12 protein-coding genes are annotated in these 13,089 nt (G+C 70.5%); 3 read left to right on the top strand and 9 right to left on the bottom strand.

Going from position 1 to position 13,089, the window contains the following annotated elements; all coding sequences use genetic code 11:
• Positions 1-140 precede the first annotated feature (140 nt).
• Positions 141-1,010 (top strand): alpha/beta fold hydrolase, encoded by an 870-nt coding sequence (locus ABT186_RS13730; RefSeq protein ID WP_351237543.1) that lies wholly within the window; start codon positions 141-143, stop codon positions 1,008-1,010.
• A 134-nt stretch (positions 1,011-1,144) separates the two neighbouring features.
• Here ABT186_RS13730 and ABT186_RS13735 read toward each other — a convergent pair whose 3' ends face one another.
• The 3 genes from ABT186_RS13735 to ABT186_RS13745 form a co-directional block, all read right to left on the bottom strand.
• Complete coding sequence (locus ABT186_RS13735) at positions 1,145-3,088, bottom strand: S53 family peptidase (protein ID WP_351237545.1); 1,944 nt, start codon at positions 3,086-3,088, stop codon at positions 1,145-1,147.
• 304 nt (positions 3,089-3,392) lie between these two features.
• On the bottom strand, positions 3,393-4,019 hold the full coding sequence (locus ABT186_RS13740; RefSeq protein WP_351237106.1) for a DUF305 domain-containing protein: 627 nt from the start codon (positions 4,017-4,019) through the stop codon (positions 3,393-3,395).
• Positions 4,016-4,693, bottom strand: coding sequence for a thioredoxin-like domain-containing protein (locus tag ABT186_RS13745; protein WP_351925160.1), 678 nt, complete (start codon positions 4,691-4,693; stop codon positions 4,016-4,018). Before ABT186_RS13745 ends, ABT186_RS13740 begins: the two co-directional genes overlap by 4 nt.
• Positions 4,694-4,842: 149 nt before the next feature.
• Here ABT186_RS13745 and ABT186_RS13750 point away from each other — a divergent pair, with 149 nt between their 5' ends.
• A complete protein-coding gene (locus ABT186_RS13750) occupies positions 4,843-5,289 on the top strand; it encodes an RrF2 family transcriptional regulator (RefSeq protein ID WP_351237110.1) in 447 nt (148 codons plus the stop codon).
• Between the two features lie 7 nt (positions 5,290-5,296).
• Here the strand turns inward: ABT186_RS13750 and ABT186_RS13755 are convergent, their stop codons facing one another.
• Positions 5,297-6,478, bottom strand: a complete 1,182-nt coding sequence (locus ABT186_RS13755; protein WP_351237112.1) for a globin domain-containing protein — start codon at positions 6,476-6,478, stop codon at positions 5,297-5,299.
• A gap of 329 nt (positions 6,479-6,807) precedes the next feature.
• Here ABT186_RS13755 and glnA2 point away from each other — a divergent pair, with 329 nt between their 5' ends.
• Positions 6,808-8,169, top strand: a complete 1,362-nt coding sequence (gene glnA2 / locus ABT186_RS13760; protein ID WP_351237114.1) for a gamma-glutamylpolyamine synthetase GlnA2 — start codon at positions 6,808-6,810, stop codon at positions 8,167-8,169.
• 89 nt (positions 8,170-8,258) lie between these two features.
• Here the strand turns inward: glnA2 and ABT186_RS13765 are convergent, their stop codons facing one another.
• The 5 genes from ABT186_RS13765 to ABT186_RS13785 form a co-directional block, all read right to left on the bottom strand.
• Positions 8,259-8,918, bottom strand: coding sequence for an NADPH-dependent FMN reductase (locus ABT186_RS13765; RefSeq protein WP_351237115.1), 660 nt, complete (start codon positions 8,916-8,918; stop codon positions 8,259-8,261).
• 307 nt (positions 8,919-9,225) lie between these two features.
• Positions 9,226-10,245, bottom strand: a complete 1,020-nt coding sequence (locus tag ABT186_RS13770; RefSeq protein ID WP_351925162.1) for a TolB family protein — start codon at positions 10,243-10,245, stop codon at positions 9,226-9,228.
• On the bottom strand, positions 10,242-11,522 hold the full coding sequence (locus ABT186_RS13775; protein WP_351925164.1) for an MFS transporter: 1,281 nt from the start codon (positions 11,520-11,522) through the stop codon (positions 10,242-10,244). Before ABT186_RS13775 ends, ABT186_RS13770 begins: the two co-directional genes overlap by 4 nt.
• Position 11,523: 1 nt before the next feature.
• Complete coding sequence (locus ABT186_RS13780) at positions 11,524-12,411, bottom strand: alkaline phosphatase family protein (RefSeq protein WP_351236186.1); 888 nt, start codon at positions 12,409-12,411, stop codon at positions 11,524-11,526.
• Positions 12,412-12,525: 114 nt separating this feature from the next.
• On the bottom strand, positions 12,526-12,966 hold the full coding sequence (locus tag ABT186_RS13785) for a VOC family protein (RefSeq protein WP_351236184.1): 441 nt from the start codon (positions 12,964-12,966) through the stop codon (positions 12,526-12,528).
• Between the last annotated feature and the right edge of the window lie 123 nt (positions 12,967-13,089).

The following is a 13,089-nucleotide window of genomic DNA, read 5'->3' on the forward strand; positions in this document are numbered from 1 at the left end:
GGGTGTGGGGCACCCCACGTAGCGGCGCCCGGCCGAAAGCAGGAAAACCAGGTCACGTACGCTCTCCTCACCTTCACGGACCGTGGCGGGCCGTGAACGCCGTACGCCATCGGTCACCCGGAAGGGCGGGAGAGCGGGCCATGACCCATGAACTCCTCAGCAGCGCTCCCCAGCCGCCGGCCGGCGTCGGCGAGGCGCGGTACGTGCGCATCGACGGCGTCCCGCACCACGTCCGCGTCGAGGGCACCGGCCCCCTGTGCGTGTTGAGCCCCGGCCTCGGGATGTGCTGGTTCGACTGGGACCCGGTCGTGCCGCTGCTCGCGCCCTGGCGGACCGTCGTACGGTTCGACCGGCCCGGGCTCGGACTCAGCGGGCCCGCCCGCGCCTGGCCCACGCTCCGCGGTGAGGCCCGGCGGATCGGGCAGGTCCTGGACGCGCTCGGCCTCGACGGGCCGGCGACCGTGGTGGGGCACTCGCTCGCCGGCTTCCACGCCGAGGCGTTCGCCCGGTTCTTCCCCGAACGGGCTGCGGGCGTCGTGCTCGTCGACTCCAGCGTCGAGGAGGATCCACGTCCCCGCCGGGCGGGGACGGCCCAGGACGCGGCCATGCGCGTGTGCCTCACGCTGCTGGGCGCCGCAGGCGTGCCGCGCGCCCTGCTGCCACAGCTGCGCCGCGCCGTCGTACGGGCCTCCCGCACCGGAGGCGGCGACCCGGCCCCGTACGCCCTCGTCCGTGGCTCCTACTCCACCCGCCGCGCGCTCGACGCGATCATCGCCGAGAACACCACGTACATGGACGAGGCGGTCGAACTCGCCGCCCTGCGCCGGGACATACCGTTCCCCGATGTCCCGGTCACCGTGCTCGCGGCGGGAGCCCCGCACTGGCTCGACCGCCAGCGGGCCCTCGCCGATCTGCTGAACGGCACCTTCCGGGTGGCCGAACCCTCGGGCCACCTGGTGATGCTGGACCGGCCCGGGGACGTGGCCGACGCCGTACTGGAGACGGCCTGACGGCACACGCACGGCCTGCTCGCGAGGGCCTGGCGGCACACGCACGCCCTACCGGAAACGTCCGGCACACACACGCGCCCGCCCCCCGATGACGAGGGACGGGCGCGACGCGATGAACCGCGGTGAGCCGCCGGTCAGGGGCGGCGCCACGACTCGACGTAGCCGGGCGCGGGCGAGCCCACACCGGTCACGTCGTCGTAGCCCTTCACGGCCTGCAGCGAGCTGTCCTTGCCGAGGCTGCGGACAGAGGTGGCCAGGCCGCCCGTGGCGTCGTGGCCGTTGACGAAGTCGACGCGTGCCACGGCGAGTCCGGAGCCCGTGGGGTTGTCCGTGACGTCGTGGTACGCCTTCGAGCCGTACTTGGCGTAGATCTCCGGGTTGGCGAAGCCGATCGCCTTGCCGCCGCCCGCCTCCTGGGCCAGCGCCTGCACGGCCGCGATCACCGGCGCGGCGAGCGAGGTGCCGCCGATGCGGTACTCGTCGTACGCCTGCGTCTTGCCGTCCGGCAGGGTCTGCGTCTGGCCGACCAGGAAACCGGTGTTGGGGTCGGCGATCGCCGCGATGTCCGGGACGACGCGGTTGCCGTCGGCACTGTTGGCCTTGGCGAGCGCGTCCGGGACGACACCCTTCTGGTAGTAGGGCTGCGCCACCGTCTTGCTGGTGCCGCCGCCCGCGCCCGAGGTGAACGCGCCGGGGAAGTTCGTCCAGCTCTTGCCGTCCGCGGACAGCAGGGCCTTCTCGGTGCCCCAGCCGGTCTCCCACTGGTACTTGTCGCCCTTGCCGACCGCCAGGGAGGTGCCGCCGACCGCCGTCACCCACGCCGAGTTGGCCGGGGTGTCGACCTGCTTCGTACCGGTGTTGGCGACCTCGTCACCGTTGTCACCGGAGGAGAAGTAGAAGCCGATGCCCTCGACCGCGCCGAACTGGAAGACCTGGTCGTAGGCGGCCGCGAGGTCCGGCGTCTGGTTGGCCTCGATGTCGCCCCACGAGTTGGACACGATGTCCGCCAGGTGGTTGTCGACGACCTTGCTGAGCGAGTCGAGCAGGTCGTCGTCGAAGCAGGACGCTGCGCCCACGTAGGTGACGTCCGCGGCCGGCGCGACCGCGTGCACGGCCTCGACGTCGAGGGTCTCCTCGCCGTACCAGCCGGCCGCCTTGCACTCCGTGGTCTTCGTGTAGTTCTTGGGCAGCGCCTGGTGCAGCTGGCCGGTCGTCCAGGCGGCGTCGCCGTGCTTCTTCGCGTAGGTGGCCGCGTCGAAGGCGATGGTCGGCGAGGCGTACGCGTCGGTGATGGCGACCCGGACGCCCTTGCCCGTGCGGGTGCCCGCGCCGTACGCGGCCCGCAGCTGCTTGCCCGTGTAGCCCTGAATCGCGTACGGGATCTTCGTGCCGTAGGCGTCCGGCAGCGTCGTCGCGATGTTCGAGCCGAAGTACGAGGAGAACGGCCCGGAGTTGCGGAAGACGGTCTCCGGCGGCGGCAGCTGGTCGTCGTGGTTCGCCATGTGCGGGGCGTTGTCCAGGCCGGTGACGGTCAGGACGGCACCGTTCAGGCTGTCCGGCGCGGAGGCCGTCTTCGACGGCGCCCGGTACGTCTTCGAGCCCTTGACGTAGTTGTGCAGCTGCGTGCCGAACGCCTTCTCGGCGGCGGCCACATCACCGGTCACGGCGACGTAGTGCTGGGTGACGGCGGTGACCTTCAGGCCGGACGCCTTCAGCCACGACTTCACCGCGGCCACCTGGGCCTTGGTCGCGCCGAAGCGCTGCTGCGTCTGCTTTGCGTTCAGGTACTTGCCGTACAGCGGCGAGCTCGGGTCGGAAACGGCCCTCGCGTAGGCGGCCAGGCCCTTGGCGTCACGGCCGGCGAGGTAGACCCGGGCGGAGACCTGGGCGCTGTTCGAGGTCGCGCCCTTGTCCGCCTTGGCCGTCGCCCACGCGGGCTTGGTGCCCGCGAGCGAGTTCCGGCCGGGGTTGTCCGCGGCGTGCGCCGCGGGTATGCCGAGCGCCAGCGCTCCGGCGAGCATCGGCAGTGTCGCTGCCAGGCTCACTCCGGCACGCACGTTGGCGCGGTTGGATCTCATAGAACCCCCTGCGATGCGGTTCTTCGCATGTGTGGTCGGTCGGTGATCCGCGTAGAACACCACGCGATGAAGGCGCGGTGAATGGATCACACGATGGGGGCCACTCTTTCGATGAACTGTTCATGCCAGGGGAATGAAAAGGCCAAGGAAATCCCAAGTGGCCGCGATTGTGCGGCATTTGGGGTGGTTTGTTCGGACGTGGAACTGTTGCGGCATGGTTGCGATTGCCGTGGCGTCCTTGCCGTGGCGTTGTGATGTCTTTGGTGGGCGGGTGACCCGTGCGGCGAGGCCGCGCGACGTATTGCTAGTCGCGCGGCCTCGCGCCCCGTTCCTTGAGCATGTTCGCCATCAGCTCGATCTCCGACTGCTGTGCGTCGACCATGCCCTGCGCGAGCTTCTTCTCCACGCCCACCGTGCACTTGGCGACACAGCCCTCGGCCATGTGGATGCCGCCCTTGTGATGGTCGGTCATCAGCTGCAGGTAGAAGATCTCGGCCTGCTTGCCGCTCAGCGAATTCAGCTTCTTCAGCTCGGTGTTGGTGGCCATGCCCGGCATCAGCGCGCCGTCCTTGCCGGAAGCCATGTCGCCCATGCCCATCCACGTCATCGGCGGATCGGCGGACACCTTCGGCAGCCCCCACAGATCGAGCCAGCCCAGCAGCATGCCGCGCTGGTTGGCCTGCGTCTGTGCGATGTCGTACGCGAGGCGGCGCACGTCCTCGTTCGTCGTGCGGTCGCGCACGATGTACGACATCTCGACGGCCTGCTGGTGGTGGACCGCCATGTCCCGGGCGAAGCCCGCGTCCGCGGAGTCGGCGGTGGGCACCTGGGCCGTGGAGCCTTTGTCCTCGGCGACGGCGTACGTGATCGCCCCGGCCGCGACGAGCACCGCCGCCGCGGCCCCGGCGATCCAGCCGATGTGTCGCGTCACTTCATCATCCCGCCGGTGCACGAGGCACCCGGCTCGGGCGTCTGCCGGCCCTGGACGTAGGTGGCGAAGAACTTGTCGACGGCCGGGTCGGAGGCGCTCTTCACCGAGAGCTGGTGACCCCAGGCCGAGAGCATGATCGGGCTCGCCTGGTTCTCGTAGGGGCTCATCAGGGTGTACGGGGTCTTCTTCACCTTCGCCGCGAGCGCGTCGACGTCGGCTTTCGACGCCTTGCCGGTGTACGTCACCCAGACCGCGCCGTGCTCCAGCGAGTGCACGGCGTTCTCGTCCTTCACGGGCTGGGTGTAGACGTCGCCGTTGCAGTTCAGCCACACCGGGTTGTGGTTGCCGCCCACGGGCGGGTGCATCGGGTAGGTCACGCTCGTGGTGACGTGGGTGCGGGACAGCTTGCCCGTCCAGGTCTGGACGCCGTCCTTGCCGGTGGCGAAGTGGCCGGAGTCTCCCGAGCTCTTCGAGTCGCTCGCCGCGGCGGCCTTGCCGCTGTCGGACTGCGAGTCGATGAGGACCACTCCGCCGACGACGAGACCGGCGACGACGACCACGCTGGCCCCTATCGTCAGGATCCGGTTGCGGCGCTCACGGGCGCGCTCGGCACGGCGCATCTCCTCTATACGTGCCTTGCGCTCGGCAGAGCCGGTCTTCTTCGCGGAACCCATGGCGAGTCCTTTGGGGGAAGGGACAGTCGGGACCGCCGATGGTAGTGGGACGGGAGTGTCCGTATGCAGCGAGGACACCCCAATGGCCGAAGAGGCGGCTTTCGTGTCGATAATTTGAAGCGTAGATGCGCATTATTTACGCTGGCGGCATGCGGCTGTTGCGCTCCACCGATCTTGCGCTGCGCGTCCTGATGCGGCTCGCCGTCGCCGGCGAGTCCAGCCCCACGACCCGGGAGGTCGCGGCGGACATGGACGTGCCCTACACGCACGCCGCCAAGGTGGTGGCCGAGCTCCAGCACATGGGGCTGCTCGCGGCCCGGCGCGGCCGGGGCGGCGGGCTCGCGCTCACCGAGGCCGGGCGCTCGGCGTCGGTCGGCGCGGTCGTGCGCGCCTTCGAGGGGGGCGGCGACGTCATCGACTGCGACGGGGAGGGCGACGCCACCGCACCGTGCCCGCTCCGCTCCGGCTGCCGGCTGCGGGGCGCGCTGCGGCGGGCCCAGGAGGCGTTCTTCGCCACGCTGGACCCGCTGACGATCGCGGACGTGATCGCAGAACCGACCGGTCCGCTGCTGCTGGAGATCTCCCGCGCGCCTTAGCTGCGACTCAGCTCCGGGCCAGCCAGAGGTCCGGACCGAACACCTCGTAGTGGATGCCGGCCGGGACCACACCCTTCTCGATGAGCTGGGTGCGCACCGCCCGCATGAAGGGCAGCGGACCGCACAGGTACGCGCGCGTGCCCGACGTGACCGGCACCTGGGACAGGTCGACGAGGCCGGTGTGCGCGGACTCCGGGGCGTCCTCCTCGTACCAGAAGTGCACGGCGGCCTCCGGCAGCTTCGCCGCGAAGCCTTCGTGGTCGGCGCGCAGGGCGTGCGCGGCGGGGGAGCGGTCGGCGTGCACGACCGTGACCGGGGCGCCGTGGCCGGTGCGGGCGAGCTGCTCCAGCATGGCGATCATCGGGGTCACGCCGATGCCCGCGGAGGCGAGCAGCAGGGGCGCGTCGGTGGCGTCCAGGACGAGGTCGCCGTACGGGGCCGACAGCTCCAGGGAGTCGCCCTCGTGCACGTGCGCGTGCAGGTGGCCGGAGACCTCCCCGTCGGGGGCCGCATCGTCCTGCACCCGCTTGACGCTGATCTGCCGCAGCGGTGAGCCGGGTGCGGCGGAGAGGCTGTACTGGCGTATCTGCCGGGCGCCGTCAGGGAGTTCGACACGGACGGAGACGTACTGGCCCGGGCGGAAGTCGGGGGCGGGCTCGTCGCCGGCCGGGCGGAGCTGGAAGGTGGCCACGTCCGCGGTCTCCTCGACGCGCCCGACGACCTGCCACGTCCGCCAGCCGGTCTGTCCGCTCGCCTCGTACAGCCGCTTCTCGAGGGCGATGAGCGCGTTCGCCATCAGCCAGTAGACCTCGTCCCAGGCGGCCGCGACCTCGGGGGTGACGGCGTCGCCCAGGACCTCGGCGATGGCCGCGAAGAGGTGCTGATGGACGACGGCGTACTGCTCGGGCGTCACGCCCAGTGAGGCGTGCTTGTGGGCGATGCGGCTCAGCATCACGTCCGGCCGCTCGTCCGGATGCTCAATGAGGTGCCCGGCGAAGGCGGCGATCGAGCCCGCCAGCGCCTGCCGCTGGGTGCCGGCCGCCTGGTTGCCGCGGTTGAAGAGGTTGCGCAGCAGGTCGGGGTGGGCGGTGAACAGCCCGTCGTAGAAGCGCTCGGTGATCTCGCCGAGGGCGGCGCCGACGGCGGGGAGGGTGGCGCGCACCGTGGCGGCGGACTGTTCGGACAGCATCGGGACTCCTTCGCGAAGGGCGGGGGGCGGCCCACTCGGCCGCTCGGCACGGTACTTAAACTTGCATCTGGGATGCAAATTAACGGGGAGGGGTGCGCGGTACGGGGTCGGCCATTACGAATGGGCCGACGAACAGGCAAGATGGGCGGCAGAGCAGAACACCCCGGCAGGACACCTGCCGTACGCGAGGCGTTCAGCCCGAGGTCGGTCGGCCGATCAAGGTCCGCAACGCGCATGAAATGGTGTTGTGGTGGGATGCTCAGGTGCCCGACCGCCTCCCGTGGTAGGGGAGACAGGCGGCCTGACCAGCAAGGATGGGGAATCGGAAGATGGACAAGCAGCAGGAGTTCGTGCTCCGTACGTTGGAGGAGCGCGACATCCGGTTCGTACGCCTGTGGTTCACGGACGTGCTGGGCTTCCTCAAGTCCGTGGCCGTGGCCCCCGCCGAACTGGAGCAGGCCTTCGACGAGGGCATCGGCTTCGACGGCTCGGCCATCGAGGGCTTCGCGCGGGTCTACGAGTCCGACATGATCGCCAAGCCGGACCCGTCGACGTTCCAGGTGCTGCCGTGGCGTGCGGAGGCCCCCGGCACCGCCCGTATGTTCTGCGACATCCTCATGCCGGACGGCTCCCCGTCCTTCGCGGACCCGCGCTACGTCCTCAAGCGTGCCCTGGCCCGCGCCTCCGACCTGGGCTTCACCTTCTACACCCACCCGGAGATCGAGTTCTTCCTGCTGAAGGACCGGCCCCTCGACGGCACCCGCCCGACCCCGGCCGACAACTCCGGCTACTTCGACCACACCCCGCAGAACGTCGGCATGGACTTCCGCCGCCAGGCGATCACGATGCTGGAGTCGATGGGCATCTCGGTCGAGTTCTCCCACCACGAGGGCGCGCCGGGCCAGCAGGAGATCGACCTCCGCTACGCCGACGCCCTCTCCACGGCGGACAACATCATGACGTTCCGCCTGGTCATGAAGCAGGTGGCGCTGGAGCAGGGCGTCCAGGCGACGTTCATGCCGAAGCCGTTCTCGGAGCACCCGGGCTCCGGCATGCACACGCACCTCTCGCTCTTCGAGGGCGACCGCAACGCGTTCTACGAGTCCGGCGCCGAGTACCAGCTCTCCAAGGTCGGCCGCTCCTTCATCGCGGGCCTGCTGCGGCACGCGGCGGAGACCTCGGCGGTCACCAACCAGTGGGTGAACTCGTACAAGCGCATCTGGGGCGGCTCCGAGCGCACGGCAGGCGCCGGCGGCGAGGCTCCCTCCTACATCTGCTGGGGCCACAACAACCGCTCGGCCCTGGTCCGCGTCCCGATGTACAAGCCGGGCAAGACGGGCTCGGCGCGCGTCGAGGTCCGCTCGCTCGACTCGGGCGCGAACCCGTACCTGGCCTACGCGGCCCTGCTGGCCGCGGGCCTGAAGGGCATCGAGGAGGGCTACGAGCTCCCGCCGGGCGCCGAGGACGACGTCTGGGCCCTCACCGACGCCGAGCGCCGCGCGATGGGCATCGAGCCGCTGCCGCAGAACCTCGGCGAGGCCCTCACCCTGATGGAGCGCAGCGACCTGATCGCCGAGACGCTGGGCGAACACGTCTTCGACTTCTTCCTCCGCAACAAGCGGCAGGAGTGGGAGGAGTACCGGAGCGAGGTCACGGCGTTCGAGCTGCGGAAGAATCTGCCGGTTCTGTAAGCGCAGGTCAGGGCGGGTTTCCCGCTGATACGACGGATGGGGCCGACGGTCGTGGACCGTCGGCCCCACCGCGTCTCACTGTCCCGGCATCACGCCTCGGCCCGTTGGGTGATGGCTGCCTCGGTGCGGTCTCCCAGGAACTCGTACCACCTGCGTTCCAGGCAGACGTAGCGCACGTCCGCTTCGACGAGGCTGAGGAAACCCGACACGGTCTCGCTGAGACGTTCCTGCAGCCCCGGGTCGGCCAGCGTTCCGTCCTCGGCGAAGGCCTGGTAGCTATTGGCCAGGCTGAACATGTCCGGGTAGACGCGCGTGCCCAGGTGCTCCAGGGGAATCCTCAGGGTCCACAGCCCGCGGTTGCCGCCGACCAGCGACGGCGAGGCGGAGACGAGCATCGCGTGCTTGGTCTTGAACGGCTGCGGCCGGACACGGGAGACCCAGTCGATCGCGTTCTTCAGCACTCCCGGCACGGAGGCGTTGTACTCCGGCGAGGAGATGACGAAGGCGTCGCTCTGCTCGAGTCGGTCACGCAGGGCGAGGGCCCCCTGCGGCAGCCCTTCGGTGGCCTCCATGTCGCCGTTGTACAAGGGCATGTCGAACTCGCCCATGGCGGCGAGGTCGACGGTGGCACCGGTGTCGGCGATGAGCCGGGCCACGAGGGCGGCGAGGCGGGCGTTGGCCGAATCGGCCCGCAGTGCCGCACCGAAGACCAGGACCCGCAGCGGGCCGGGAGGTGTGTCCGTGGGCATGGGTCCCTCCTTCCGTCGTGGGCACGCGCCTTTGGCGGGGCGCACTACTGACCAGTGTGGTTCCGGGAGGGTCGACGTGCGACAGGGCCGGTGCTCCATCCGCAGGCCGGGCTGCCGCCCCCTGCGAGGGGTCGGCCGGCACTTCCCGCTCGAGTTCCAGCAGTACCGTGTGCGGTCGGGGCCTGGCCAGCGGCGCGTCTTCCGCGTCGGCTGTCTGATCCGTCATGTGGGCACCGTAGTCGCGTCGAGCTTCGCCCGGTACGGTGCCGGCGCCCACCGTCCGGTTGCCCGGAGCGGTCTCATCCGCTCATTCGATGTACGCAGGGGACACAGCCGAGGCGCTGATACGCCGCGGCTTTCCCGAGCCGTCCGACGGGACCGTGTACAGGTCCGCCCCGTAGTCGCCCGGCAGCGCGTAGACCAGGGTGTGGTCGTCGCGCCACACCGCCTGGTCGTCCACGCTGCGGGGCTCGGCGAGCGCCGTCTCGCGCAGGGTGCTCAGGTCCAGGACGTACAGGTGCCAGGGAGCGTCCTTCGGGAGGCCCGGCACCCGCTTCTTGAAGGCGATGCGGGTGCCGTCGGGGGACAGGGACGGGCACTCGACGTTCGTGTGGAGCGTCGTGACCGTACGGGCCCGCAGGTCGCCGCGGATCAGATAGGTCTTCCCCTGCGTGGCGAGCGTCGCGTAGAACGTGCGGTCGTCCGCCGCGAACGTCACGCCCCAGAAGTTCACGTCCGCCGCCCGGTACGGATGACCGTCCTTGATGATGCGGTACTCCTCAAGGGTCGGGGTCAGTGTGCCGGTGCGGGTGTCCACGATCGCCGTGCGGGTCGAGAAGTTCGTACCGGCGTACGAGTCCCCGCCCACGAAGGCCGTCCACGCGGCGTAGTGGCCGGTGGGGGAGACCCGGGCGCGGGACGGGATGCCAGGGACGTCGTAATGCGACCGCTGGTGCAGGGAGGCGTCGAGGATCACCGCGCGATAGGTGTCCGAGACCGGGCCGTGGACGGCCTGGAGGCAGACTCCGGTGCCCGAAGCGGCGTAGAAACGCAGGCACTTGACGGACGAGGCGGTGCGCGGACCCGCGGGGTCCGTCGCCGGGACCGTCGTCAGCTCGTCACGGTGCGGGCCCCACGCCATGTTGCGGAACACCATGCGGCCGGGCTCCGTCAGCGTGACCTTGCCGGGCGTGATGCGCGGGCCGCCCGCCTGGGTCTGGCTCCTGCGCTCCGCCCGCGCGGAGGCATGCAGCACGGACGCCACCGCCACCGCCGCGAGCACCACGAGGGCCGAGCACAGGACCAGGATGCGGGTGCGTGCCGTCATGCCGTGCCTTTCGGAGCCGTGCCTTGTGGCCGGAGCGTCAGGGAGAAGGCCGCGCACACCGCGAGCGCCGCCGTCGAGGCCATGAGCGCCGTACGGTCGCCCCATACCGTCCAGGCGGCCCCGAAGCCCAGCGAGCACGCGAAACGGGCCAGCGCCTGGCCCGTCTGCACCAGCGCGAGACCGGACGAGCGCAGTTCCTCGGGCACGCTGTCCGAGGCCGCCGCCATCAGCACCCCGTCGGTCGCCGCGTAGAAGCCGCCGTGCAGGAGCAGGACGGCGTACGGCAGTGCGGTGCCGTGCCAGGACGTGAGCAGCAGGGCGTAGGCCAGGAGCAGGGCGGCGTGGCCCGCGAGGAAGATCCGCCAGCGGCCCACCCGGTCGGCCAGCCGCCCCAGCGGGACGGCCAGGAGCAGGAACGCCGCCGCCGTGCCGAGCGGCAGCAGCGTGAACCAGCGGTCCGGGACGCCAAGGCGCCGTTGCAGCAGGAGATAGACGAAGGAGTCGCTCACCGTCGCGAGGCCCAGCAGCAGGGCGCAGACGGTGATCCGGCGCAGGTCGCGGCGGCGCAGCAGGGCGAGGGCGGCGCGCAGGGTCGGCCCCGCCGCATCGCGGGCCTGCGGAGCGTGTCCGCGGCCCGGCACGAACAGCACCAGCACCAGTACGCCCGCCACCGCCACGCAGAAGCTCACCGTGAACACGGCGTCGTACCCGTCCACGGTGGCCCGAAGGATCATGAACGCCACGAGCGGGCCGAGCAGTGCGCCCGTCGTGTCCATCGCCCGGTGCACCCCGAAGGCACGGCCGCGGTTCTCCGGAGTGCTCGACAGCGAGATCAGGGCGTCGCGCGGTGCCGTGCGCAGGCCCTTGCCCGTGCGGTCGGCGGCCAGGATCAGGCCGATGGGGGTGAGTGTGTGTGCGATCAGGAGGAGCGGTTTGCACAGGGCCGAGATGCCGTAGCCGATCCCCGCCACCCACTTGTGGCGTCCTCCGCCGCGGTCGGCGAGGTGGCCCCCGGCCAGTCGTACCAGTGCCGAGAAGCCGGTGTAGATGCCGTCCAGGAGGCCGAAGCCCAGGGGCGAGAGGCCGAGGCCCGCCACCAGGTACAGCGGGAGCACCGCCGTGACCATCTCGGAGGAGACGTCGGTGATCAGGCTGACCGCGCCGAGCGCGAGCACCGTGGGGGCGACCGCGGAAAGACGCCGTCCGGCACGGGGCCGGACGGCGCTGTCCGCGGACGCCGGCGCCGGGGTTCCGGCGCGGCTGTCCGCAACGTACATGTCAGGGCGCCCAGATGCCGGTGATGTCCTTGGCGGAGGCCGCGTTGCCCGCGTGGGTCGTCAGGCCCTGCGTGTCCTCCAGGGTGCGCAGCAGGTCGTAGTGGTTGTAGGTGGTGGAGCTGCTGGACCCGGCCGTCACCGGCTGGCCGTACAGCACCGTCGGGATGCGGTTGCCGCTGAGGCGGTTGTCCTCGTCGAAGGTGATGACGAGGAGGCTGTTGTGGGTCTTGGCCCAGGTCGCGTAGGCGCCCAGGTTGTTCTTGATCCAGGTGTCACCGGTCGACACCGAGCAGTCGTGCATGTCGCTGCACAGGTTGGGGACCACGAAGGACAGCTGCGGCAGCGTGGTGTAGTCCGTCGGGAACTGCGCGAAGGTCTTCGCGCTCGACGTCGGCACGTTGCTGAAGCCGAACCACGGGTTGTGCTTGCGCGCGTAGTTGCCGCTGCTGCACGTGGTCGAGCCCTGGCTGGGCAGCGACTCGTTGTAGCTGGCCCAGGTGCGGCCCGCGGCGAGCTGCTCGGAGGCCAGGTTCGCGGCCGAGGAGAAGCCGGGCGTGTAGCAGCTGTCGTCCGTGATGCCCTGGGTGGAGCCGGAGAACAGCGCCATGTAGTTGGGCTGGCTGGGGTGGGTGATGGCGTACGACTGGGTGAGGTTGGCGCCGCCGGACTTGAGCGAGTTGATGTACGGGGCGCTGGAGGAGCCGATCACCTGGCTGTACGCGTGGTTCTCCATGACCACGACGATCACGTGGTCCGGGGACGGGACGGAGCCCGCGGCGTGCGCGGACTCGCCGCCGATCCCGGTCCACAGACCGATCGCCGCGGCGGCGAGGGCCGCTGCCGACGCCACTGCGGCGCGGGTGCGGCGGTACACGGAACTGCCGGACACATCTACCTCCGGTGGAGGGGAGAGGGTACGGGGGTGGCGATGCGCACAGAGCATGCACACGCCAAGATTCCCCGGACCCACGCCGTCCAACCCGGCGGATGAAGAGCCGGTGAACTACTGCCGCGTCGCGGCCAGTTCGGTCAGCAGCCGGTGCAGCGGCTTGGTCTCCCGCTGCCGGTACTCCTGGATCGCCCATCCGTTGCCGTCCGGGTCCTTGAAGTACATGAAGGTCGCCCCGTCCTGCGGCGCGAACGTCTGCGGCTCACTGACCTCGAGCCCGCGCGCGGTCAGTTCCTCGTACGCCGCCTTGGCGTCGGCGACGCACAGCTGCATCCCGTGGTACGTCCCCGGCTGCGGTGTCCCCGTCGGCACCTGCAACCCGTCGACCAGCGCGATCGAACACCCCGAGCCCGGCGGCGTCAGCTGCACGATCCGCACGCCCTCCATCACCTCGCCGTCCAGGTCCACGTGGAAACCGACCTTGTCCCGGTAGAACTCCTTCGCCCGGTCCACGTCGGAGACCGGCAGCAGGATCACTTCCAGGGTCATGTCCATGAAGAGACTCCTTTGTCATCCACGTTCCGCCGTGCAGACCCCGTCCGCACGGGGCACACCACACAGAAGCGGAAACCGGGGCGCAGCGCCAGTACGAGGACGCGGGTTAGGCTCTGGCTCGTA

Origin of the sequence: Streptomyces sp. NPDC001634, from assembly GCF_040298185.1 — a bacterium.
Classification (GTDB): domain Bacteria; phylum Actinomycetota; class Actinomycetes; order Streptomycetales; family Streptomycetaceae; genus Streptomyces.

What these genes read in the sequence shown, in the direction of transcription:
- ABT186_RS13770 (WP_351925162.1), bottom strand. Translation starts at nt 10,245, where the DNA reads ATGACGGCACGCACCCGCATCCTGGTCCTGTGCTCGGCCCTCGTGGTG.
- ABT186_RS13745 (WP_351925160.1), bottom strand. Translation starts at nt 4,693, where the DNA reads ATGGGTTCCGCGAAGAAGACCGGCTCTGCCGAGCGCAAGGCACGTATA.
- ABT186_RS13765 (WP_351237115.1), bottom strand. Translation starts at nt 8,918, where the DNA reads ATGCCCACGGACACACCTCCCGGCCCGCTGCGGGTCCTGGTCTTCGGT.
- ABT186_RS13755 (WP_351237112.1), bottom strand. Translation starts at nt 6,478, where the DNA reads ATGCTGTCCGAACAGTCCGCCGCCACGGTGCGCGCCACCCTCCCCGCC.
- ABT186_RS13785 (WP_351236184.1), bottom strand. Translation starts at nt 12,966, where the DNA reads ATGGACATGACCCTGGAAGTGATCCTGCTGCCGGTCTCCGACGTGGAC.
- ABT186_RS13750 (WP_351237110.1), top strand. Translation starts at nt 4,843, where the DNA reads ATGCGGCTGTTGCGCTCCACCGATCTTGCGCTGCGCGTCCTGATGCGG.
- ABT186_RS13730 (WP_351237543.1), top strand. Translation starts at nt 141, where the DNA reads ATGACCCATGAACTCCTCAGCAGCGCTCCCCAGCCGCCGGCCGGCGTC.
- ABT186_RS13735 (WP_351237545.1), bottom strand. Translation starts at nt 3,088, where the DNA reads ATGAGATCCAACCGCGCCAACGTGCGTGCCGGAGTGAGCCTGGCAGCG.
- glnA2 (WP_351237114.1), top strand. Translation starts at nt 6,808, where the DNA reads ATGGACAAGCAGCAGGAGTTCGTGCTCCGTACGTTGGAGGAGCGCGAC.
- ABT186_RS13775 (WP_351925164.1), bottom strand. Translation starts at nt 11,522, where the DNA reads ATGTACGTTGCGGACAGCCGCGCCGGAACCCCGGCGCCGGCGTCCGCG.